21 protein-coding genes and 1 pseudogene are annotated in these 22,252 nt (G+C 64.3%); 11 read left to right on the top strand and 11 right to left on the bottom strand.

Annotated elements, in window-relative coordinates; translation table 11 throughout:
• Positions 1-268, bottom strand: a pseudogene (locus tag EOA32_RS07560) (adenosine kinase); the annotation flags it as partial.
• Between the two features lie 263 nt (positions 269-531).
• Between EOA32_RS07560 and EOA32_RS07555 the strand changes: the two are divergent.
• Together EOA32_RS07555 and EOA32_RS07550 are read left to right on the top strand one after the other, a co-directional pair.
• Positions 532-1,434 (top strand): EamA family transporter, encoded by a 903-nt coding sequence (locus tag EOA32_RS07555; protein ID WP_128371359.1) that lies wholly within the window; start codon positions 532-534, stop codon positions 1,432-1,434.
• Positions 1,435-1,585: 151 nt separating this feature from the next.
• Positions 1,586-2,305, top strand: coding sequence for a sulfate transporter family protein (locus tag EOA32_RS07550; RefSeq protein WP_128371358.1), 720 nt, complete (start codon positions 1,586-1,588; stop codon positions 2,303-2,305).
• A gap of 71 nt (positions 2,306-2,376) precedes the next feature.
• On the opposite strand, the gene EOA32_RS07545 is transcribed toward EOA32_RS07550, so the two are convergent.
• From EOA32_RS07545 to EOA32_RS07525, 5 genes are all read right to left on the bottom strand, one after another.
• Entirely contained in the window at positions 2,377-3,189 is an 813-nt protein-coding gene (locus EOA32_RS07545; RefSeq protein WP_128371357.1) for an oxaloacetate decarboxylase, read from the bottom strand.
• A 74-nt stretch (positions 3,190-3,263) separates the two neighbouring features.
• A complete protein-coding gene (locus EOA32_RS07540) occupies positions 3,264-4,121 on the bottom strand; it encodes a hypothetical protein (RefSeq protein ID WP_128371356.1) in 858 nt (285 codons plus the stop codon).
• A 174-nt stretch (positions 4,122-4,295) separates the two neighbouring features.
• Positions 4,296-4,955 carry an HAD family phosphatase gene (locus tag EOA32_RS07535; RefSeq protein WP_128371355.1) on the bottom strand — a complete coding sequence of 220 codons (660 nt, stop codon included), beginning with the start codon at positions 4,953-4,955 and terminating at the stop codon, positions 4,296-4,298.
• Positions 4,956-5,441 (bottom strand): dUTP diphosphatase, encoded by a 486-nt coding sequence (dut, locus tag EOA32_RS07530; RefSeq protein WP_128371354.1) that lies wholly within the window; start codon positions 5,439-5,441, stop codon positions 4,956-4,958.
• Positions 5,442-5,525: 84 nt separating this feature from the next.
• Positions 5,526-5,996, bottom strand: a complete 471-nt coding sequence (locus EOA32_RS07525; RefSeq protein WP_067003562.1) for an Lrp/AsnC family transcriptional regulator — start codon at positions 5,994-5,996, stop codon at positions 5,526-5,528.
• 116 nt (positions 5,997-6,112) lie between these two features.
• On the opposite strand from EOA32_RS07525, the gene EOA32_RS07520 reads away from it, so the two are divergent.
• The 3 genes from EOA32_RS07520 (at position 6,113) to EOA32_RS07510 (ending at position 8,721) form a co-directional block, all read left to right on the top strand.
• On the top strand, positions 6,113-6,367 hold the full coding sequence (locus EOA32_RS07520; protein WP_067003741.1) for a DUF6356 family protein: 255 nt from the start codon (positions 6,113-6,115) through the stop codon (positions 6,365-6,367).
• Positions 6,368-6,383: 16 nt separating this feature from the next.
• The gene (locus tag EOA32_RS07515; protein ID WP_095828082.1) at positions 6,384-7,184 is read left to right on the top strand and encodes a class II glutamine amidotransferase; all 801 of its coding nucleotides are present in this window, start codon (positions 6,384-6,386) and stop codon (positions 7,182-7,184) included.
• Positions 7,185-7,347: 163 nt separating this feature from the next.
• Complete coding sequence (locus EOA32_RS07510) at positions 7,348-8,721, top strand: amidase (RefSeq protein ID WP_128371353.1); 1,374 nt, start codon at positions 7,348-7,350, stop codon at positions 8,719-8,721.
• On the opposite strand, the gene EOA32_RS07505 is transcribed toward EOA32_RS07510, so the two are convergent.
• Together EOA32_RS07505 and EOA32_RS07500 are read right to left on the bottom strand one after the other, a co-directional pair.
• Positions 8,715-9,788: an FAD-binding oxidoreductase gene (locus EOA32_RS07505; protein ID WP_128371352.1), complete on the bottom strand. Its 1,074-nt coding sequence runs from the start codon at positions 9,786-9,788 to the stop codon at positions 8,715-8,717. The genes EOA32_RS07510 and EOA32_RS07505 overlap by 7 nt on opposite strands.
• Before the next feature lie 67 nt (positions 9,789-9,855).
• The gene (locus EOA32_RS07500) at positions 9,856-11,664 is read right to left on the bottom strand and encodes a winged helix-turn-helix domain-containing protein (RefSeq protein ID WP_189406973.1); all 1,809 of its coding nucleotides are present in this window, start codon (positions 11,662-11,664) and stop codon (positions 9,856-9,858) included.
• A 204-nt stretch (positions 11,665-11,868) separates the two neighbouring features.
• On the opposite strand from EOA32_RS07500, the gene EOA32_RS07495 reads away from it, so the two are divergent.
• The 3 genes from EOA32_RS07495 (at position 11,869) to EOA32_RS07485 (ending at position 14,243) form a co-directional block, all read left to right on the top strand.
• The gene (locus tag EOA32_RS07495) at positions 11,869-12,150 is read left to right on the top strand and encodes a DUF4242 domain-containing protein (protein WP_067003570.1); all 282 of its coding nucleotides are present in this window, start codon (positions 11,869-11,871) and stop codon (positions 12,148-12,150) included.
• A 134-nt stretch (positions 12,151-12,284) separates the two neighbouring features.
• Positions 12,285-12,527, top strand: a complete 243-nt coding sequence (locus EOA32_RS07490; RefSeq protein WP_095782325.1) for a DUF1127 domain-containing protein — start codon at positions 12,285-12,287, stop codon at positions 12,525-12,527.
• A gap of 123 nt (positions 12,528-12,650) precedes the next feature.
• Positions 12,651-14,243, top strand: coding sequence for a peptide chain release factor 3 (locus EOA32_RS07485; protein ID WP_095780207.1), 1,593 nt, complete (start codon positions 12,651-12,653; stop codon positions 14,241-14,243).
• A gap of 141 nt (positions 14,244-14,384) precedes the next feature.
• Here the strand turns inward: EOA32_RS07485 and EOA32_RS07480 are convergent, their stop codons facing one another.
• On the bottom strand, positions 14,385-14,855 hold the full coding sequence (locus EOA32_RS07480; RefSeq protein WP_128371350.1) for a VOC family protein: 471 nt from the start codon (positions 14,853-14,855) through the stop codon (positions 14,385-14,387).
• A 242-nt stretch (positions 14,856-15,097) separates the two neighbouring features.
• Here EOA32_RS07480 and ilvD point away from each other — a divergent pair, with 242 nt between their 5' ends.
• The gene (ilvD, locus tag EOA32_RS07475) at positions 15,098-16,942 is read left to right on the top strand and encodes a dihydroxy-acid dehydratase (protein WP_128371349.1); all 1,845 of its coding nucleotides are present in this window, start codon (positions 15,098-15,100) and stop codon (positions 16,940-16,942) included.
• A gap of 144 nt (positions 16,943-17,086) precedes the next feature.
• Here ilvD and EOA32_RS07470 read toward each other — a convergent pair whose 3' ends face one another.
• Positions 17,087-18,841 (bottom strand): ABC transporter ATP-binding protein, encoded by a 1,755-nt coding sequence (locus tag EOA32_RS07470; RefSeq protein ID WP_128371348.1) that lies wholly within the window; start codon positions 18,839-18,841, stop codon positions 17,087-17,089.
• A gap of 166 nt (positions 18,842-19,007) precedes the next feature.
• On the opposite strand from EOA32_RS07470, the gene EOA32_RS07465 reads away from it, so the two are divergent.
• Positions 19,008-20,288 (top strand): amidohydrolase family protein, encoded by a 1,281-nt coding sequence (locus EOA32_RS07465; RefSeq protein WP_128371347.1) that lies wholly within the window; start codon positions 19,008-19,010, stop codon positions 20,286-20,288.
• Positions 20,289-20,371: 83 nt separating this feature from the next.
• Positions 20,372-21,295, top strand: coding sequence for a DMT family transporter (locus tag EOA32_RS07460; RefSeq protein WP_067003583.1), 924 nt, complete (start codon positions 20,372-20,374; stop codon positions 21,293-21,295).
• On the opposite strand, the gene EOA32_RS07455 is transcribed toward EOA32_RS07460, so the two are convergent.
• Entirely contained in the window at positions 21,292-22,194 is a 903-nt protein-coding gene (locus tag EOA32_RS07455; RefSeq protein ID WP_128371360.1) for a phosphotransferase family protein, read from the bottom strand. The two genes, EOA32_RS07460 and EOA32_RS07455, sit on opposite strands and share 4 nt — an antisense overlap.
• Between the last annotated feature and the right edge of the window lie 58 nt (positions 22,195-22,252).

The raw sequence follows: 22,252 nt of genomic DNA, 5'->3' as shown, positions 1-22,252 counted from the left end.
AGATGTCGCCGAGCGCATCGTTCGACACCTTGCCGAAAAAGGCGGCGCGGCCGCCGAAGCTCGCCACGCCCGCCGCCGTGTTGCCGGCGCTGCCGCCTGAAGCTTCGATCGCCGGTCCCATGCGGCTGTAGAGCAGCTCGGCGCGCCTGGTGTCGATGAGGTTCATCGCGCCCTTGATGATGCCGTTGGTTTCCAGAAAGGCCTCGTCGCATTGCGCGATGATGTCGACAATGGCATTGCCGATGCAAAGCACGTCATATTCCGGCATCAATGTCTCCGCCAACGACTGTCCGGCTTTCTGCCACGCCGGCCGCGCGCGGGTCTAGCGGCTCGCAGCCGCTTTGCCTACCCCGAAAATCGGCACCGGTTTCCGCTTCGCCGGCTTCCGGTCGGTTGCTGCGGCAGCCGTCGCGCCGAACTGGACCATATCGTTAGAGGCGACGGCGGCTATGGTTGGAGCGTCATCGAAACATCTAAGCCGTGGTGTGAGCTAGAGCGGACCGTCGAAACAGGCTGAAGGCGCGAAATCCCATGTCCGAAAAGACCGAGATGACGACCGAGCTGGCGCTGCTTGGCCTCCTGGCGGTGTTGTGGGGTGCCTCCTATACCTTCATCAAGATCGGCGTCGAGACGATCCCGCCGGTAACCTTCATCGCCGGGCGCACGCTGATCGCCGGCGGCATTCTGCTTGGCCTCATTCGCTGGCGCGGCCTTGCCATGCCGCGGGGCGTGGTCATGTGGCGCCGCTTCATGTTCCAGGCCTGCCTCAACAGCGTCATCCCGTTCACGCTGATCGCCGCCGCCGAACGTTCCATCGACGCCGGCCTCGCCACGATCCTCAACGCGACGTCGCCGATCTTCACCTTTCTGCTGACGGCGCTGATCACCCGCCACGAGCCGGTGACATTGCGCAAGTTGGTCGGCGTCGGCGCCGGCATCGCCGGCATTTGCCTCATCGTCGGCACCGAGGCGCTGGGCGGCATCGGCCATCAGCTCTGGGCGCAGCTTGCGGTCGTCGCCGCCACCGTCTGCTATGCCGGCGCCGCCATTTTCGGCCGCAATTTCAGAGGGCTCGACCCGATGGTGCCGGCCGCCGGCTCGATGATCTGCGGCGCCGTGATCCTGATTCCCTTGAGCCTCGTCTTCGACCGGCCCTGGACGTTGACGCCGTCGACGGCGTCGATTCTGGCGCTCTTCGGGCTTTCGGTCTTCTCCACCGCGCTCGCCTTTTCGATCTTCTTCCGGCTCATCCACACGCTGGGCTCGGTCGGCGCCACCTCGCAGGCCTATCTGCGCGTGCCGATCGGCGTCGGCATCGGCGCCGTCTTTCTGGGCGAAAGCCTCGGGCCGAGCGCCTGGTTCGGCATGGGCTTCGTCGTCGTTGGTGTCGCGGCCATGACCATCCCGGCAAGACTGGCCAGGCTTGCGCAATAATGCATGTCGCCCAAAAGTGCATGGCGGTTTTGGGAGGACGACATGCATCGAGACAAACCTAAGGCGCGTCGACGCGACGCGCTTAGTTGCGCCGCTTAGCAAGCCCGCCTATCTCGGGATCGTCGCTCCTCTGTAAGGGCTTGGACCTGCCGTGATCCTCGACGCCGCCCGCGCCGCCGCCAGCCGGCTGTTCTCACCTGAATTCCGCTCCGTCTTTCTGAAGACGCTGGGCCTGACGCTGCTCGCCTTGGTGGCGCTTTGGTTCGGCATCGAGAGCCTGCTCGAATGGCTGGCATGGCCGTGGCTGCAGACATTTGTGCCCGGCCTGCCGTCCTGGGCAGGATGGCTGAGCGGCATCATCGCCGGCATGCTGTTGGCAATGGGCATGGCGCTGCTCGTGGCACCCGTGACGGCAATCGTCGCCGGGTTGTTCCTCGACGATATCGCCGAGGTGGTCGAGCGCACCGACTATCCCGGCAATCCGCCCGGCCGCGCCGTGCCGTTGCTGCAGTCGCTGGCGCTGGCGATAAAGTTCTTTGGCGTCGTGATCCTCGGCAACATCGCCGCCCTGCTGCTGCTCCTCGTGCCGGGCATCAACCTCGCCGCCTTCTTCATCGTCAATGGATATCTGCTGGGTCGCGAATTCTTCGAGTTCGCCGCCATGCGCTTCCGCCCCGAGGCCGAAGCCAAGGCGCTGCGCCGGAAGTATGCGGGCACGGTATTCCTGGCCGGACTGCTGATCGCGGTCTTCCTTGCCGTGCCGCTGCTCAACCTTTTGACGCCGCTCTTTGCCGCCGCCATGATGGTGCATCTGCACAAGGCGGTTTCGGCGCGGGACCCGGTCCAGCGCAATCTCAGGAAAAGCGCGTAGCGGTTTTTCGTCCGGAAATGCGTAACAAGGGGGATAGAGCGGTTCGGTGTTTCCGTGGAACGCTGAACGCTCTAATCCTGCTCGGTACCGCCCCCGCGGAACAGCGCCTGCAGCTTGCCGAACGGCATCGCCGAACGGGTGAAGCCGAAGGTGCCGTCCTGCTGGATTTCCCGCGCAGCGGTTTCCAGCATGCCAAAGGCGAAATTCGTCAGCCATGGCCCGAGCGAGACGCGTTTTACGCCGGCCGCAGCAAGGTCGGCCACGGTGAAGCCGGGTCGCGCCATGACATTGACCGGCTTGCTGACCGCGGAGCAGACCGTCCGCACCGCGTCGATGTCGCTCAGGCCCGGCGCATAAAGCACGTCGGCGCCGGCTTTCTCGAAAGCCTGCAGACGCTTGATCGTGTCGTCGAGATCGGTCTTGCCCCAAAGGAAATTCTCGGCCCGCGCGGTGAAGACGAAATCGTGCTTCAAGGCGCGCGCCGCCTCGGCGGCCGCGGCGACGCGTTCGACTGCATGCGAGAACTCGTAGATTGGATCCTCTAGATCGCCCGTATGGTCCTCGATCGAGCAGCCGGCAAGGCCCGCGGCTTCCGCCGCGAAGATGGTTTCTGCGGCCTGCTCGGCGCTGTCGCCCTTGCCGCGCTCGAGATCGGCCGAAACCGGCAGGTCGGTTGCCGCCGTCACTTCGCGGCAATGGTGGATCATGGCCTCGAACGTCACGGCGCCGTCGGGCAGGCCGCGCGAGAAGGCGAAGCCGGCGCTGGTCGTGGCCAGCGCCTTGAAGCCGAAGGAAGCCAGAAGCTTGGTCGTGCCGACATCCCAGGGATTGGGCATGACGAAGGTCGAGGCGTGCAGATCGCGAAAAATCTTGCCCTTGTCCATGGCGGGTCCTCAATCATGGGTCGTGCGGGGAATTTATCGCGGTCGCCCCGCTCGGGCAAACGAATGCGCTCGGCTCAGAAGCGTTTCTCGTTCTCTGCTGACAACCGTTTGAGGGCGTCTGAACTCGCCACGTAGCGCGACGCTTTCTTATCCCAATGATAGATGACTGAAATGTCTTTCGAGGACGCCTCGGGCGCCGCATCGTCGCAGCTTTCGCCGCTTGGTATCGTGGCATCGGTCACCGTCACCTTGACGGCTGCATGCGGCCGGCCACCGGCAATGGCCTTAAAAGCGATGTCCTGCTTGCGGCTATAGGTGCATAGCCTTTCATCGAACGTGTAGATCATGTCGATCAGTTCGAACTTGTCGTTGCGCACCATGATCAGCGGCGTGATCACATAGCCCTGGCTGGAATTGAAATGCGTGCTCATGGTGATGAGGATATCGTCACCGGCGCCGACCGACAGTTTGTTCGGTTCGCGAAAATAGGTGCTGCGATCGACGGCGACATTGACCGCGTCGAGCAGCGCCGGCTTGCCGCCGGTCAGATCGTAGAGCGCCAGCATCGCATAGCCCTCGGCGCTGTCGGGAGAGTCGCCGAGATCGAACAGCATGGTCAGCCGGTCCTTGCCGCCGGCCTTTATGACAAGCACCGCAGCATTGGGCAGGCTTGACGTTTCAGGCGGCGAGCCACCGCTGTCCGGACCGGCGACGTGGCGCATTTCGATCGGCAAGCCGCCGCGGTAGAAGCCGTCGGCGTTCAACGCCAGATCGGGGATGACCATCCTGGCGAGGTCGAGATAGGTGACGTCCTTGTGGCCCGGGATGGCGCTGGCAAAGTCCGGAAAGCTGACATTCTCCGCGCTCGCCGGGCCCCAAAGCCATGACAGAAGCACAAGAGCGAGGGCGAGGCGAAGCAGGGTGGATTTCATGGGGTGGGAGCCGCCGGCTGTTTGACGGCTGCACGCTAGCACGGAAGATTTCGCCGAACAGCCCGGAGCAATTCCAGGAAGAATGTGAAACAGTTTTCCGTCCGGAATTGCGTAAAAACAAGTAGCTGGAGCGGGTCGGCAATTCGACGAAAGCGGAATCGCTCCAGTGTCCGATCAAAGGATCGGCACCAGTCCTGCGAGGTCGCGCATGTCGTCGAACAGGACGCCGCCGGCTTCCGCCAGCCCGTCGCGGTCCGAGAATGGATCGGCGTGATAGGAAAACACGCGCATGCCGGCGGCAATGCCGGCCTGAGTGCCGGCGACGCTGTCCTCGATGACGATGCAGTCGGCCGGCGCGAAGCCCATCGTCTTTGCCGCATGCAGGAAAAGGTCCGGGAACGGCTTGCCGCGCCCGACCATGGTCGAGGAAAACATGGCGTGCTCGAACAGCGGCAACAAGCCGGTCTGCCCGAGCGTGATATGCATCTTCGAAACCCGCGCCGACGAGGCGACGCAATAGGCAATACCGGCGGCGCGCACCTTTTCGATGAAATCGCGCACGTGAGGGATCGCCTCGACGCCATGCGCGAATAGATCCGGCAGGCCGGCGTTCCAGCGTTCGACGAAGTCGGCGCCGAGCCGGGCCTCGGTCGCCTCTTCGATCTCTTTCTGCACCGAGGCCATGCTGCGGCCCGAGAAGGTCTTGCGGCAATATTCGAATGTGGTTTGAAAGCCCGCTTCACAAAGCCAGTCGGCGAGGCGCCGATTGGCAAGGTTCTCGGTGTCGACCAGAACCCCGTCGCAATCGAAGATGACCAGTTTTGGGACTTGCATTTAGACGGTGCCGGTCGATCCGAAACCGCCGGCGCCGCGCGCCGTGCCGCCGGCGAGCGCCCGTTCTTCGCTGGCCACCTGCGTGACTGCCGCAAACACGATCTGCGCGATCCGCATGCCGCGCGTCACCGCGAAGTCCTCATCGCCAAGATTGACGAGCAGCACTTTCACCTCGCCGCGGTAATCGCTGTCGATGGTGCCGGGCGTGTTGAGCACGGTCAGCCCATGTTTGAAGGCGAGGCCGGAGCGCGGCCGCACCTGGCCTTCCATGCCTTCCGGGATTTCCACGATCAGCCCGGTCGGCACCAGCGCGCGTTTTCCGGGTAGGATAAGCAGCGGCCGGTCTTCCGGCACCGCGGCTCGCAGGTCCATCCCGGCCGCGCCCGCGCTTTCATAGGTCGGCAGCGGCAAGCCCTCGCCATGCGGAAGCCTGACGAAACCGACGGTGGGGCCGATGACGGAGGAAGGATAGACAGCCGTGCGCATGAGCCCATTCCTATCGGCGCGGCTGCCGATTCGGTCAACCCGGCCGCGACGCTATCAACGCCTTTCTTTCAATGCGGTTCCGCGTCAGCGCAACTCCACCGGAACGACGGTCGTCTCCTTGATCTCCTCCATGACGAAGGAAGCGGAGACGTCCGACAGCGGCACCTTGGCGATCAGCCGCTGATAGAGCCTGTCATAGGCTTTCACGTCGGCGACGCGGGCTCTCAGCACATAGTCGAGGTCGCCCGACATGCGGTAGACGCCGGTGATCTCGGCAAAGCCCGTCACCGCCGCCCGGAACTTTTGCAGCCAGTCCGGGTCGTGGTTCGACGTGCGGATCAGGATGAACACCGAAAGCCCGAGTCCAAGCTTGTCGGCATCGACCAGCGCCACGCGCCCGGTAATGACGCCCTCCTCTTCCAGCCGCTTCACGCGCCGCCAGCAGGCGTTGCGGGACAAGGCCACGCGCTCCGACAACTGGTCGACGGAAAGCGTGCCGTCGCGCTGCAGTTCGGCCAGCAATCTCCGATCAGTTTCGTCGATATCATATGCCATTCTTGGGATAAATGTCCCAAAATAGGGCTAGACACAAGGACAATTTGGGATCGATGAACCTTCAACTCGTGGCAGGATACTCAATATCGGGGCTCATCCCGGCAGGAGGGATCACCATGACGACGCGGTTTTCGGCGCTCTTTACGTCTCACCCGGCCAAGGTTGGCGAAACCTATTTCGGCCACATGGCCTTCGCCGCCTGGTTCTGCTCCCGCCTGTCGATGGCCGCGGGCGCCGCCCTCGTTCACGCTTTCTTGCCATTTCTGTTCGAGACTACCGCCAGCCGAATCGTCCGTGAGCTCTATGAGCGCACGAACAACAGAGGCTCACACGCGGTGAAGGAGCCTCAGGCTCTGATGGATCGCGCCTGATAAATGGTGGAATGCGATGTGCCGGTGGGCGGCCTATCTCGGTGAAGCGGTCTTCCTCGAAGACATCGTCACCGCGCCCTGCCACTCGCTGATTGCCCAGAGCCACTGCGCCCAGGAGGCCAAGTCGCCGACCAATGGCGACGGTTTTGGCCTCGCCTGGTATGGCGACCGTCCCGAGCCCGGCCTTTACCGCGACATCCTGCCGGCCTGGTCGGACCCCAATCTGAAAAGCCTCTGCCGGCAGATCAAATCAGGCCTGTTCCTCGCTCATGTGCGCGCCTCCACCGGCGGCGCGACCAGCCGCATGAACTGCCATCCCTTCGTCTCCAGCCGCTGGTCGTTCATGCATAACGGCCAGATCGGCGGCTTCGAGAAGATCCGCCGCGCGCTTGAGAATTCGCTGTCGGATGCTGTCTTCGACCAGCGCGAAGGGACGACTGATTCCGAACTCTTCTTCCTGCTGATGCTCGACGAAGGCCTGTCCGCCGACCCGCAAGGCGCGGTAGCCCGCGCCACCAGCCGCGTTCTCGAGGCTTCGCGCCACGCCGGTCTCGAACCCTCCCTGAAGCTGACAGCGGCATTTTCCGATGGCGAGGCGCTCTACGCCGTGCGCTACGCCACCGACGGCCAGGCGCCAACGCTCTATACCGGCGCATTCGCGAGCCGCGCCGGCCGCTGCATCGTCTCCGAACCGTTCGACCGCGACGGCGGCGAATGGCAGGCGATCCCGCCGTCGAGCTTCGTCACCATGACAAGGGACGGCACCAGCATCCGGCCGTTCGCGCCGACCGTTGCTAAGTTCGCGTTGGCCGTCTAGCTCCAAACGTAGCGAAGGTCGCGGGACAGCGCCGCCCTGACCGCAGGTGGGCGCAATTTCGATCAAGCACCGCTGTCCTAACGATGCTGAATTCGGCTTGAAGCCGCGGTCTCATCCGCCATGTTCAAAGGCGCAGCGCGGCAAGCAGCCGGAGTGCAGCACAATGGACATCGGATTTTCCTCGACTACCGAACTCGCGGCAGCAATTGCCCGGCGGAGAATCTCGGCCGTGGAGGCGCTCGATGCGCATCTGGCGCAGATCGACCGACATAACGAAGCACTGAACGCCGTCATCCTCCTCGACCGGGAAGGTGCGCTTCAGCGTGCCCGAGAAGCCGATGCGGCACTGGCCCGCAGCGCCGCGCTCGGCCCGCTGCACGGCGTGCCGTTCACGCTGAAGGACGCGCACGAGACCGCTGGCATGAAGACGACGGTCGGCTTCCCGCCATTTGCCGACTACGTTCCCAAGCAGGACAGCCCTGTGGTTGCCAGGCTAAAGAGAGCCGGCGGCGTGCTGGTCGGCAAAACCAATGTCGCCACCATGCTGGGCGACTGGCAGTCTGACAATCCGCTGTTCGGCCGCACCGGCAACCCTTGGGATCCGTCGCGTACGGCGGGCGGCTCCAGCGGCGGCGCTGCAGCTGCGGTCGCGACGGGCATGATGCCCTTCGAGGTCGGCACCGACATGCAGAATTCCATCCGCTTGCCCGCCGCCTTTTGCGGCGTCTACGGCCTGAAGCCGACCGAGCATCGCGTCTCGCTGGCCGGCGCTTTTCCCGATCCGGGCGGCATTCCGCGCAGCGTCCGCTGGATGTCCTGTGTTGGGCCGATTGCTCGCAATCTGGAGGACCTGGCGCTGATTTACCGGATCATTGCCGGTCCGGACGGCGGCGATACCGATGTGGCGCCGGTGCCGGTTGATCCCATACCGACGCTCGAGATGAAATCGCTGCGCATCGCCTTCGCCGGCCCCTTCCGCGGCTTTCCGGTGGCCGCCGAGATCGGCGCCGCGGTCGAGAGATTGGCTGCTAGGCTGGCTTCCGCCGGCGCGCACGTCGAGGAAGCCAAACTGCCGAAGCTCGACCTGCATGATGATCTCGCCGAGGGCGGCAAGTTGATCGGCATGATGCTGGAGGCAGCGCAACCGGAACCGCCGGAACAGCCTGCGCCGGTGTCGCGCTGGTTCGCGGCGCTCGCTCGCCGCGACCGGTCGATCCTTGCTTGGGAGCGGTTCTTCGAAAGCTGTGATGCCTTGCTTTGCCCGGTCGCCATAACAACGGCCTTTCCGCACTGCAAGCCAGGCAGCCCGCTGAAGGTCGACGGCAAGGACGAGAGCTATTGGATGCTGCCGGCCTATGGCGCGGTCTTCAATTATTCCGGCCATCCGGCGCTGGCGATACCAGGCGGGCAGGACAGCAACGGGTTGCCCATCGGCCTGCAACTGGTCGGCAAGCGCTGGTCGGAGGCGAGACTGCTCGGCGTCGCTGCGGCGATCGCGCCGCTGACCGACGGGTTTCGCCGGCCGCCGGGCTACTGAGCGAAGCGCGACAGCGCATAAGGCGCGAGCAATGGATCGCGCTCGCCATCGACGATTTCGCAGGCCGCAAACAGGCCGATGGCGGGCGCCAGCGTGATGCCGGAATGGGTGACGGCGACATAGAGGCCGCCTACGCCGTCGGCGCGGCTGACAATTGGGAAACCATCGGTCGGAGTGGGACGATAGCCGACCGTATGGAAATCGTACTCCAACCCGTCGGCGCCGCGCAGCATCGCTTTTACCGCTTCGAAAAGCTCAAGCGCGGTTGCCTTCGGGTTCTCGCCCGGATCGCCGCCGCCAAAATCCGAGCCCGCGATGATCCGGCCATCGGCCGTCTGCCGCATATGCAGCCTCTCGCCCGGCACCAGGCCATTGAGGAGCTTCCTGTAGGGTCGCGAATGCACGATCAGACCGGGCGGCGTCTTGATCGGCAGTTGGACGCCTGCCGTCGCGGCGATCGCCGGAGCGCCGGCGCCGGCGGCGATCACCACCTCGTCGGCGGCGATGGTTTCACCCGCAACGACGACGCCGCTCAGGCTGCCGCGCGATAGAGTCAGTCTATCGACAGTCCCCGTAATGAGCCGCGCGCCGCGCCGTTCGGCGTCCGCCAGCAGCGCCGTTGCGGTCGCCACCGGCTCGGCCACGCCTTCCTCGGCGACATGAAGCGCAAAATCGGGAAGCTCGGTCAGGTTGGGCTCGATCCGCGCCGCCTGCTCGCGGCCGACCCGCTCGATGCCGTAGCCCCAGGACGCATGTTCGGCCGCATAGGCTTTGAGCTTGTCCGCCGGCAGGTCCCAGCACAGGCCGCCGCACCAGGCAAGCGGCAGGCCCGGCAGATCATTCGCCAAGCGTTTCCATTCGTTCATCGCCCGGATACGCAGCCGGAAATAGGTCTCCGGGTTGCCCCAGCTTGCGTTGATCCAGGCGAAGGAATTGGGCGTCGCGACGCCGCCGGCGCCGCTTGTCGAGACGACCGTCACCCGCGCTCCGGCCTTTGCCAGATGCCAGGCGATTGATGCGCCGATGATGCCGGCGCCGATGACGATGACTTGTTTCGCGCTGCTCATGCCATAACCTTCAGAGGAGATTTCCCCGTCATGCCATCGCGCCGGCCAGACCTCAAGCGAGAAGCGGCTAAGCGCCGCCCACCGCTATCTTCTGCGTCCCGACAATCAGGCACTTCAGCTCTTCGCAGCGCCGCGTGAGCCGTGAAGAGTCGACTTTCTTCGCTAACGCCAACGCTGTGCCGAGTTCCAGCTCCGCGCCGGAACGATCGCCGAGCTGAATGAGCAGCGCCGCGAGCGCAAGCCTCGCATCGGCGACATTGACCGGCGAGCCGACCTCGCTCCAGCGCGAGCATGCGGTCTGCAGCTCCCGAACAGCCTCGGTGAGGCGGCCTTCCCGTATGAAAAGTTCAGCCTTGGCCTCGGCGGTCAGCGCCCGGATGGAGGCCATCGGCCAGCGCTGCGGCTGGCTCTCCAGCTCGGTGATAACTTCTTTTGCGCGCTCGAGACGATTGGTGCGCGCCGCCACCTTGGCGAGAGTGGCAAGGACCATGCCTCGCCGCTGCAGCGTCGGCCAGCCGTTTCCGACCAGGGAGCGCTCGAGAGCGCTGAAGGCGGCCTCGGCCTGGCCTTGCTCCAGCTGCAGCAGCGCCAGGCCGGGCTGCGGATCCCAGCCGGCGGCATGGGACGCCCGATAGGCTGTTTCCGCCTCGGTGAGATCTCCGGCAGCCAGATGAATGTCACCCAAGACACGCAGCGCATCGCCCGTCGCCCAGGGGGCGTCGACGGCGAGCTGGTCGAGCGCGGCACGTACCAGCGCCTCAGCCTCCTTCAGCGTGCCGTGAACGCCGAGCACTTCGGCGCGATGCAGCCGGCAGGAGCCCGACAGATCCTCAAGCCCATGTCCCCTGCACCAGTCCTCATAGCCGAGGGTCCATTGGTTGGCCCTCGCCCAGTCGCCAAAATTCCGGCAGGCCCAAAGTATGTTGCAGTAGAGAATGCCGCCGACGACCGGGTCCACGTCGCTGGAGAGGCCGAGCGCGGCGGCGAAATCCTGGTCCTCCTGGCCGGATTTGGTCTCACCGAGGCAGAGCTTGAAAAAGCCGCGATAGATCAGCCCGAGCGACTCCACGACCGGATCTTCGAGATCCCTGCCAACCGCGAAAGCCTGTTCGGCAAGCGCAAGCGCCTGCTCCGGCTCGGCTTCCGCGCCCATGATGCGCGCTCCCATCCAGCACCACAGGCCGTGCTCCCTGCTGTCGGTTGCGCCATCGATCAGCTGCGCCGCCCGCTTGTGCCAGCCCTTGGCGACGGCAAGTTCCCCTCTCTCCAGATGAACCCTGGCCAGGCCGATTGCCGGGGACGCCGCTCGCAAGCGCTCGCCGGCCACGCCGTAGGCAGTCACCGCGCGCGCCAGAAGCGGGATGGCTTCAGCCGGGCGCCCCATGCACTCCAGCGCAAGTGCCCATTCCTCGAGATCGGCCGTCAGCAGCTCGCCAGCGGCATCCGCTTCGGTGAAGCAGGCCGCGGCCTCGTGCCATTTTCTGACAGCAACAGCTTCGCGTGCCGACAGAACCGGTGAACCGGGGCTCGAAAGCTTGCCGCCCGCGCCGGCCGGCCCGTTCGCCGAAATGGGCGGCTGGTCGAGGCAAATGCGGTAGCCGAAGCGGGGCAGGTTGCGCAGCGCCGTTTCCATGCCGCCCTGGCGAAGAACGCCGCGGGCAAGGCTTGCCACGCGCTGCAACGAAGCTTCCGTCACCGTCACGCCCGGCCATAGCGTTTCAAGCAATTCGTCTTTGCTCATGGCCCGGTCCCGGTGCCGCAGTAGGATGGCGACGAAATCGAAGACCAGGGGCTGCACCTCGATCTCGCTTCCGGCGAGACGGAGGGCGCGAGCGTCCTCGTTAAGCTCGAAGTCGCCGAAGCAATAAGTTCCCATCGGCAGCAATCCTGTAACGGCAGTAGGCAAAGGATCGGAAGAAGATAAGGACGGCGTAAGGACTGTCGGCCGCCTCTTGCGCAATTCTCCGTCTGCCCGGCGAGCCATGCTGCAGTTTAGCTCAGCGGCCCCGGGAATGTCACCGGCATCGAATCTGGTCGAGCGTCCGGAGGCATTTGAACCCAAGATCAAGGAGATTGCGAAATGCAGAAATACATCATCGAACGTGAAATTCCCAAGGTCGGCACATTCGAGCGCGAGCAGCTTCGCGACGCCTCCAAGGCCTCGAACGCCGTTCTCGCCGAGCTCGGCCCGGACATTCAGTGGGTCGAATCCTTCGTCGCGGACGACAAGACCTTTTGCGTCTACCTCGCCAAGGACGAGGCCATCATTCAGCGCCACGCCAAGATGAGCGGCTTCCCGGCCACCAAGATCACGCAGGTGAAGCGCCTGTTCGATCCGACGACGGCATACGCCGCCGCCTGACGGAGGGATCGATCGTGAAGTGCCTTGCAGGCGAGCTGCGAGCACGATCGATCCTGATCTTCTGTCGGCCAAACCTTCGGGAGGGCCAGTCTGGGCCCTCCCGATTTCATCATTCAAACAGAGGAGGATAAACCATGACCATCCTTGGACAGGAGCTTGCGGCCAACCACTCCGCGCTCGGACGGTTCCTCGTTGCGATCTTCGTAATCTGCCGTTCCGGCGGAGGCGTGCTTGCGCGCATCCTGCGAAATCGCAGGGGTCGGGCCACGCTGGACGAATTGCCGGACTATCTGCTGCGCGACATCGGCATCGAACGGGCGGAGATACGTTTAGCTACCCGGTTGGGCCGCCAGGACCGTCATCGCGAGCGAACCTGAACGGCCTAAGGTTCCTGTCAGGCCACATCGACTACGCTGTTCGGCCGTGCCGGTCTGCCCGAAACTGTCGACACGCCCAAAATGCGCTGCTAGAAGCCCGCGCCACAGACAGGATTCCAAAAATTGGCAGAAGACATCGAACAGGCGGTTTCGCGCCGCCGCACTTTCGCGATCATCGCCCACCCCGATGCCGGCAAGACCACGCTCACCGAAAAGCTGCTTCTGTTCGGCGGTGCCATCCAGCTTGCCGGCGAGGTCAAGGCCAAGAAGGATCGCATCCAGACCCGGTCCGACTGGATGAAGATCGAGCGCGAGCGCGGCATCTCGGTCGTCACTTCGGTGATGACCTTCGAATATGACGACAACGTCTTCAACCTGCTCGACACGCCCGGCCACGAGGATTTCGCCGACGACACCTATCGCACGCTCTCTGCGGTGGATTCGGCCGTCATGGTCATCGACGCCGCCAAGGGCATCGAGCCGCGCACGCTGAAACTGTTCGAGGTCTGCCGGCTGCGCGACATCCCGATCATCACCTTCGTCAACAAGATGGACCGCGAGAGCCGCGATCCCTTCGAAATCCTCGACGAGATCGAGCAGAAGCTGGCGCTGGACACGGCACCGGTTACCTGGCCGATCGGCCGCGGCAAGACCTTTTCCGGCACCTATCACCTGGCGCAGAACGCGGTGCGCCGGAGCGATGACGAGAAGGAGCGCACGCCCGTCAACGGCCCGGATTCCAACCGCGTCGCCGGGCTTTTGCCGGAAAACGAGCGCAACGACTTCATCGAGGAGCTGGAGCTCGCGCGGGAAGCGTGCAGACCGCTCGACATCGACGCCTTCCGGGAAGGCCATCTGACGCCGGTCTATTTCGGCTCGGCGCTGCGCAATTACGGTGTGCGCGACCTGATCGAGGCGCTCGGCGCCTACGGGCCGCCGCCGCGGGCCCAGGCAGCCGATGAACGCACGGTCGAGGCGACCGAGGGGAAGATGACCTCCTTTGTCTTCAAGATCCAGGCCAACATGGACCCCAACCATCGCGACCGGATCGCGTTCGTCCGCGTCTGCTCCGGCAAGCTGGAGCGCGGCATGAAGGCCAAGCTGGTGCGCACCGGCAAACCGATGAGCCTCTCGGCGCCGCAATTCTTCTTCGCCCGCACCCGCGTCACCGCCGACGAGGCCTTCGCCGGCGACGTCGTCGGCATTCCCAATCACGGCACGCTGCGCATCGGCGACACGCTGACCGAGGGCGAGGAGATCCTGTTCCGCGGCGTGCCGAACTTCGCGCCGGAAATCCTGCGCCGTGTCCGCCTCGGCGATGCGATGAAAGCCAAGAAGCTGAAGGAAGCGCTGCATCAGATGGCCGAGGAGGGCGTCGTGCAACTGTTCTCGCCTGAGGACGGCTCGCCGGCCATCGTCGGCGTTGTCGGCGCGCTGCAGCTCGATGTGCTGAAGGAGCGGCTTAACATCGAATACACGCTGCCGGTGGATTTCGAGATGTCGCGCTTCTCCGTCTGCCGCTGGATCTCGGCCGACGACAGGGCGGATGTCCAGCGCTTTATCGAGGCGCATCGCGGCGACATCGCCCGCGACCTCGACAACGATCCTGTCTTCCTCGCCCAGCACGCCTTCTCGCTCAACTACGAGGCCGAGCGTTGGAAAGCGATCCGCTTCGCCGCGGTCAAGGACTATCAGGTCCGCGACAAGGCGGCGTGATTGTGGTGAATAGAGGATGGTGAACAGTGAATAGTGAATAGTGAATAGTGAATAGTGAATAGTAGTCGGGGATCCTCACGATCCACCATCCACCATCCACCATCCACCATTCACCATTCACCATTCACTACTCACGCGTAGTCACCCCTTCGCCGCTTCCTCGATCGTGGCGATGTCGATCTTGCCCATCTGCATCATCGCCGACATCACGCGCCCGGCCTTCGCTCTGTCGGGGTCCTGAAGCAGGCGCGGCAGCTGCTCCGGCACGACCTGCCAGGAAACGCCGAACTTGTCCTTCAGCCAGCTGCAGCGCCCCGGTTCGCCGCCGCCTTCGGTGAGTCTGGCCCAGAAATAATCGACTTCCTCCTGCGTTTTGCAGTCGATCGACAGCGACATCGCCTCGGTGAACTTGTATTGCGGTCCTCCGTTGAGGGCTTGGAACTGTACCCCGTCGAGCTCGAACGAGGCGACCAGCACCTGGCCTTCCTGGGGATGGCCCTTGGGCCAGCGCGTGACGCTCATCACCTTCGAATTCTTGAAGATGGCGACGTAGTGGTTCATGGCCTCCTCGGCTTGGCCGTCGAACCAAAGGAAGGTGGTGATCTTCTGCATATCTTGCTCCTCCGACTTGTTCAGGTTGGCTCATCATCAACGGCGCGCCGGCGATTTGGCGCGGCTTGCCTCAAGGACGGCTCGGCGCGGCGCGATCCGACAGCATTTTTCAAATTTCCTGAAGAATCGTGGCGCAGCGCAAAATTGTGGCAAGGCCGGACCTTGGCCGCTATAACCGCTGCCGACTGAAATACAGCGCCGCCGCGCCACGTTTGAGCGCGGCCAGCCAGCAAGGAATACCGATGCCCGCCTACCGTTCCCGCACCACCACCCATGGCCGCAACATGGCAGGCGCCCGTGGCCTGTGGCGTGCCACCGGCATGAAGGACAGTGATTTCGGCAAGCCGATCATTGCGGTGGTCAATTCCTTCACCCAGTTCGTCCCGGGCCATGTGCATCTGAAGGATCTCGGTCAACTCGTCGCGCGCGAGATCGAGAAGGCGGGCGGCGTCGCCAAGGAATTCAACACCATCGCCGTCGACGACGGCATCGCCATGGGCCATGACGGCATGCTCTATTCGCTGCCGTCGCGCGAACTGATCGCCGACTCCGTCGAATACATGGTCAACGCGCATTGCGCCGACGCCATGGTGTGCATCTCCAACTGCGACAAGATCACCCCCGGCATGCTGATGGCCTCGCTGCGCCTCAACATCCCGACCGTCTTCGTCTCCGGCGGGCCGATGGAGGCCGGCAAGGTGGTGCTTGCCGGCAAGACGCAGGCGCTCGACCTGGTCGACGCCATGGTCGCCGCCGCCGACGACCGCGTCTCCGACGAGGACGTCAAGGTCATCGAGCGCTCGGCCTGCCCGACCTGCGGCTCCTGCTCGGGCATGTTCACGGCGAACTCGATGAACTGCCTGACCGAAGCGTTGGGTCTCTCGCTGCCCGGCAACGGCTCGACTTTGGCCACCCATGCCGATCGCAAGCGGCTGTTCGTCGAGGCAGGCCATCTGATCGTCGATCTTGCGCAGCGCTATTACGAGCAGGAGGACGACAGCGCGCTGCCGCGCAGCATCGCATCCAAGGGAGCCTTCGAGAATGCCATGGCCCTCGACATCGCCATGGGCGGCTCGACCAACACGGTGCTGCACATCCTGGCTGCCGCGCATGAGGGCGAGGTCGACTTCACCATGGAGGATATCGACCGGCTGTCCCGCAAAGTGCCGGTGCTTTGCAAGGTGGCGCCGGCCAAGTCCGACGTGCACATGGAGGATGTTCACCGCGCCGGCGGCATCATGGCGATCCTCGGCCAGCTCGACCAGGCCGGGCTGATCAACCGCGATCTGCCGACAGTCCACACCGCAACGCTGGGCGAAGCGCTCGACCATTGGGACATCGCCCGCACTTCCGCAGAGAATGTGCGCGAGTTCTTCCGCGCCGCGCCCGGCGGCGTGCCGACGCAGGTCGCCTTCAGCCAGGATCGCCGCTGGGAGGATCTCGACACGAACCGCGAGACGGGCGTCATTCGCTCGGCCAAGACGCCGTTCTCGAAGGATGGCGGCCTCGCCGTGTTGAAGGGCAATCTGGCGCTCGACGGCTGCATCGTGAAGACGGCCGGCGTCGACGAGTCGATCCTGAAATTCACCGGTCCGGCCCGCGTCTTCGAAAGCCAGGACGCTTCCGTCAAGGCGATCCTCGGCAACGAGATCAAGGCGGGCGACATCGTCGTCATCCGCTATGAGGGGCCGCGCGGCGGCCCCGGCATGCAGGAGATGCTCTACCCGACCAGCTATCTTAAGTCGAAGGGCCTCGGCAAGGCCTGCGCGCTGATCACCGACGGCCGCTTCTCCGGCGGCACGTCGGGTCTGTCGATCGGCCACGTCTCGCCGGAAGCCGCCGAGGGCGGGCTGATCGGCCTGGTTCAGGAAGGCGACACGATCGAGATCGACATCCCGAACCGCAAGATCCATCTCGCCGTCAGCGAAGCCGAGCTCGACGCCCGCCGCAAGGCTATGGCGGCCAAGGGCGCGGATGCCTGGAAGCCTGAGGAAAAGCGCAAGCGCAAGGTGACGACGGCGCTGCGCGCCTACGCCGCCTTCGCCACCAGCGCCGACAAAGGTGCTGTCAGGAAAGTGCCGGAATAATAAGTCGGGCAGCGCCCCCCTACCTCCCCCTTGTGGGCCCCTCTGTGGGGAGGTCGGACCGAAGGTCCGGGTCGGTCGGCGCCGCACCTCCACCCCGCTGCTGCGCAGCGACCCTCCCCACAACGGGGAGGGTAAGCGCCGGCGTCACGGCATCAGCTGATATTCATAAAGCTTCTGATAGAGTCCGCCCTGTTTGAGCAGGGACTTGTGCGGCCCGCTTTCCAGCACCTTGCCGTTTTCCAGCACCACGATCGTGTCGGCTTGATGCACCGTTGACAGCCGATGCGCGATGACGATGGTCGTGCGTCCGACCGTGAGTTGCTGCAGCGCGTCGCGGAACAGCGCTTCCGATTCGGCGTCCAGCGCGCTGGTCGCCTCGTCGAGCAGCAGGATCTCGGCACTGCGCAGCATGGCGCGCGCGATCGAGATGCGCTGGCGCTGGCCGCCGGACAGCAACGAGCCGTTCTCGCCCACCTCCGTCTCGTAGCCCTTGGCCATGGCGCTGATGAAGTGATGCGCGTTGGCGGCCTTGGCCGCGGCGATCACCTCCTCGTCGGTCGCGTCCTGACGCCCGAGACGTATGTTGTGCATGATGGTGCCGGCGAACAGGAACGTGTCCTGGCTGACATAGGCAATCTTCTGCCTGAGTGAATCGAGCGTGGCGAAGGAGATGTCCTGGCCGTCGAACATCACCTTGCCGCTTTGCGGGTCGTACATGCGCATGATCAGGTTGAGGATCGTTGACTTGCCGCCGCCGGAAGGTCCGACCAGCGCCGTCATCTTGCCGGCCGCCAGGGTCAGGTTGAGCTGTTCGAAAACCGGCGGGCTCTCGGGATAGGCGAAGCTGACATTGTCGAAGCGGATTTCGCCCGGGCCCGGTTGCAGCGGCTTGGCGCCGGGCTTTTCGGCCAGCGTCAGCGGCCGGTCGGCAAGCTGGAACATCATGCGCACGCCGACGATGCCGGTCTCCAGCGAGATGCGGACGCGCGCCAGCCGCTTGGCCGGCTCATAAGCGAGCAGCAGCGCCCCGATAAAGGCCATGATGTTGCCCGGCATCTGGCCGCCCTGCAGCACCAGGAAGCCGCTGATGAAGACTGCGCCGGCAATCGCCAGACCGGCAAGCGTTTCCATCACCGGGCTGGTGGCTGCCTCGAGCGTCGCGATGTTGTTGGCGCGGTTCTGTACGTCCGACACGGCCTTGTACATGCGCTTGCGCATCGCGCCTTCGAGATTGAAGGATTTGACGACGCGCACGCCGATTGCCGTTTCCTGCATCACATGCACGATCTGGCCGAGCGAGCGGAATTCCATCTTGGCGATCTGGCGCACGCGCTTGAGGATGCTGTTGACGCCGTAGATCGCCACCGGTCCGACGACGAAGCAGATCAGCGACAGCGCCGGCTGCTCCCAGACCATCACTGCGACCAGCACGATCAGTGTCACCAGATCGCGCACATAGGACGTGACAACGAGGTCGAGCACGCTGCGCGCGGCTTGGGCGTTGTTGGTCATGCGGGTGATCAGGTCGGACGACGAGGTCGAATGGTAGAATTCGATGCCTTGCGCCAGGATCCGGTCATAGATCTTGCGCTGCCTATCGGCGATGATGGCATTGCCGACACGGCTCATGAAATAGGCCTGAACGAAGGTCGCCAGGCCCTTGAGGACGAAGATAGCGGCGACCGCGGCCGCGATCAGGTTGACGCGATCCGCTCTCTTGTAGACCACGAATTCGTTGGTGATCTCCTTCAGGATCCATGCGCTTGCCCCCGTCATGGCGGCCACCACCAGCATCGACACAATGGCCGCGCCATAGCCGAATTTATGCTCTCGGAAAGATTCTCGTACCAGCCTCGCGACGAGGCGCTGGTTCTCCGTCGAGCGGAAGAAGCGAAACAAACGGCCGATCCTGTGTCTGGCTTAGCAAATTTCGGATTCGCCACGGGGGCGAGAGGCGGCTTATAGAGCGAGTTGGCGCCGGAGGAAACGTCGGCAGGGAAGAAACGGCTGCGGCGGGCCGCCTTTCCGATCACGATAACGCTGATTCTACCAAAGGGATGATGACATGGATTTCGACCTCATCGTGCGCGGCGGCACGCTGCCGGACGGCAGGATCGCCGATATCGGCATCGCTGGCGAAACCATCGCCGCGATCGAGCCTCAGTTGCAAGGCGCAGCTCGGAGCGAGGTCGATGCGCGCGGCAATCTCGTCTCGCCGCCCTTCGTCGATCCGCATTTCCATATGGACGCCACGCTCTCCTATGGCATTCCGCGCATCAACGCTTCGGGCACGCTGCTCGAAGGCATTGCGCTCTGGGGCGAGTTGAAGCCGCTCCTGACGCATGAGGCGGTGCGCGACCGCGCGCTCGCCTATTGCGACTGGGCGGTGTCGATGGGCCTGCTTGCCATCCGCACCCATGTCGATGTCTGCGACGACCGGCTGCTTGCCGTGGAAGCTCTGCTGGACGTGAAGAAAACGGTCGCGCCCTATCTCGACCTGCAGCTGGTCGCCTTTCCGCAGGACGGGTTTTATCGCTCGCCGACGGCCCGCGAAAACACAATCCGGGCGCTGGATATGGGCGTCGACATCGTCGGCGGCATCCCGCATTTCGAGCGCAGCACGGCCGACGGCACCCGCTCGGTGACGGAGCTCTGCGAGATCGCGGCGAAGCGCGGCCTGATGGTCGACATGCATTGCGACGAGACCGACGACCCGCTGTCGCGCCACATCGAGCAGCTTGCCTATGAAACGCAGCGCCTCGGCCTGCAGGGCAGGGTGGCCGGTTCCCACCTTACCTCGATGCATTCCATGGACAATTACTACGTGTCGAAGCTGTTGCCGCTGATCGCCGAGGCCGGCGTCTCGGCGATCCCAAATCCGCTGATCAACATCATGCTGCAGGGGCGCCACGATACTTTCCCCAAGCGGCGTGGCCTCACCCGGGTGAAGGAGATGCTGGCGCTCGGCATCCGCGTCGGCTGGGGCCAGGACTGCGTGCTCGACCCATGGTATTCGCTGGGCACGGCGGACATGCTCGACGTGGCCTTCATGGGCCTGCATGTCGCGCAGATGTCGAGCCCGGCCGACATGGCGCGCTGCTTCGACATGGTCACCAACGTCAACGCCGCCATCATGGGGCTTGGTCATCTGGGTCTGACCGTCGGCAAGCGGGCGAGCCTTGTCGTGCTCGACGCCGGCAATCCGATCGAGGCCGTCCGCCTGCGCCCCGAGCGCCTCTGTGTCATCGCCAGGGGCAAGGTGGTGGCCGAACGGACCAGGCAGGAGACGCGGCTGTCGATCGCCGGTCGGCCGGAGAACGTCAACCGCAGGCACAAATCCGCGTAGCGCCAGCCGATTTCCGCCGCTGGTCTTACGGATCGTCCGAATTTCCCTCCTCAAAGCGACAGATTGCGAGTAGGGAGCCGGGCATGGCCCAGTTCCTCGCCCGCAATCTTACGATCAAGAATGTCCTGCTCGCCGGCATTCTCTTGATGCTGGCCGGCGACTTCATGTTCGCGCTGAACGACGCGATGGGCAAATGGCTGGTCGCTTCCTTCTCGGTCGGTCAGGTGGTGTTGGTTCGCTCCATCGGCGCCTTCTTGGTGCTTGGGCCGATGATCGCCAACCAGGGCGCAGGCAAGCTTTTTCAGGTGGAAAGGCCGGTGCTGCAGGTCTTGCGCGTCGCGGCGACCACGCTCGATACCGGGCTGTTCTATGCCGCGGTCGTCTATCTGCCGCTCGCCGACGTGATGAGCTTCTACATGGCCGGACCGATCTATGTCGCCGCGCTCTCGCATCTCCTGCTCGGCGAGAAGGTCGGCTGGCGGCGCTGGCTGGCGATCCTGGTCGGCTTCTGCGGTGTGCTGATCATCCTGAAGCCATCGTCGGCCGCGTTTTCGTTGTCATCGGCCTATGCGCTGATCGGCAGCATTGCCTTCGGCTTCGCCATCATTCTCGGCCGGCGTTTGCGCGGAACGAGTGACACGACGCTGGTCACCTGGCAGACCATCGGCACGTTGATTGTCGGCGGCGTTCTGACCATCGGCGCCTGGCGTACGCCGTCGGCGCTCGATTTCGGCGCCATGCTTTTGCTCGGCATCGTCTCCTGCGCCGCCCATCTGATGATCACCCGCGCGCTGAAGCTGGCGCCGGCGTCAACGCTGGCGCCGCTGCATTACAGCCTGCTGCTGTGGGCCATTGTCTTCGGCCTGGTCTTCTTCGGCGATGTGCCGAGCCCGCGGATACTCGCCGGCTCGGCCATCGTTGTGCTCGCCGGCATCTTCATCTTCCATCGCCAGAAGGTGGTCGAGACCGTCGTGCCGCCCGAGAATGTGCCGAAGGGCGTCAATTAGCCCTTTCGTATTGCGGCCAGGTGCCGTGAAAACTCCGGCGTCTCCATCAGCGCCTTGCAGCGGGCGAAGCGTCCGTCCGCATAGGCGCGGAAATCGTCGACCGGGTTGTTGTTGGCGAGCTGGATCAGCCCCCACAGCGTCCAGAGCAGGTCGCACATGGCCTTGTAAATGACGACGCGGCCGCGCTCGGCCGGCCTTGCTTCGCCGCCGAAATAGGCGCGCATCAGCTCTTCGTCCTGGCCGGCGTCGAACTTGCCTTCGACCGAGAGGTCGCCGAGATCCCACAACGGATCGTTCATGCCGGAGTACTCCCAGTCGACGATCCACATCCGCTCCCCGGTATCGAGAAAGTTTTCGCAGAGCGGATCGCAGTGGCAGGCAGCAAGCTGGATCGGGTGCGTGACCAATGCTTCGCGCACGCTGCCCGCCTCGCGCACCACGTCGTGATAGCCGGGCGGCAGGGCCACATCCTTGGTCGACAGTACGTTCAGATAGTCGTCGATCATCGCAAACAGCTCGAAGCGGAAGGGGAAGACCGCGCCGGACGCATGCAGCTTGCGGAAGGCTGCGCCAGCACGCGCCGGACTGCCCTGTCTGGCCTTGAACTTTTCCGGCGACATGGTCTCGGCGTCGGCGACGAAGCGCGTTGCCATCAAGCCGGATGCGGGATCGTCAAAAAGCACCTCCGGGCTGACGCCGGCCTTGGCCGCCTCGCGCGCCGCCACTGCCTCGTTGGCGCGGTTGATATATTCCTCCGTGCCCTTGCCGGGAATGCGCAGGCAGACCTCGCCGGCCTTGTAGACACGGTTGGTAAGGCCGCCCAACCGCTCCAAAGGACCCTCATAGCCGGCAAGCGCCGGAATGGCGGCTAGCGCCGCGCGCGCCTCTTCCATCGTCACCCCCTTAACCATCACGCCATGTTTATGGCGGAACGGTTCCACAGTTTTTGCCGCTTGG

Origin of the sequence: Mesorhizobium sp. M1A.F.Ca.ET.072.01.1.1 (genome assembly GCF_004023325.1) — a bacterium.
Taxonomy (GTDB): Bacteria; Pseudomonadota; Alphaproteobacteria; order Rhizobiales; family Rhizobiaceae; genus Mesorhizobium.
This window is presented reverse-complemented; position numbering and strand designations above follow the sequence as displayed.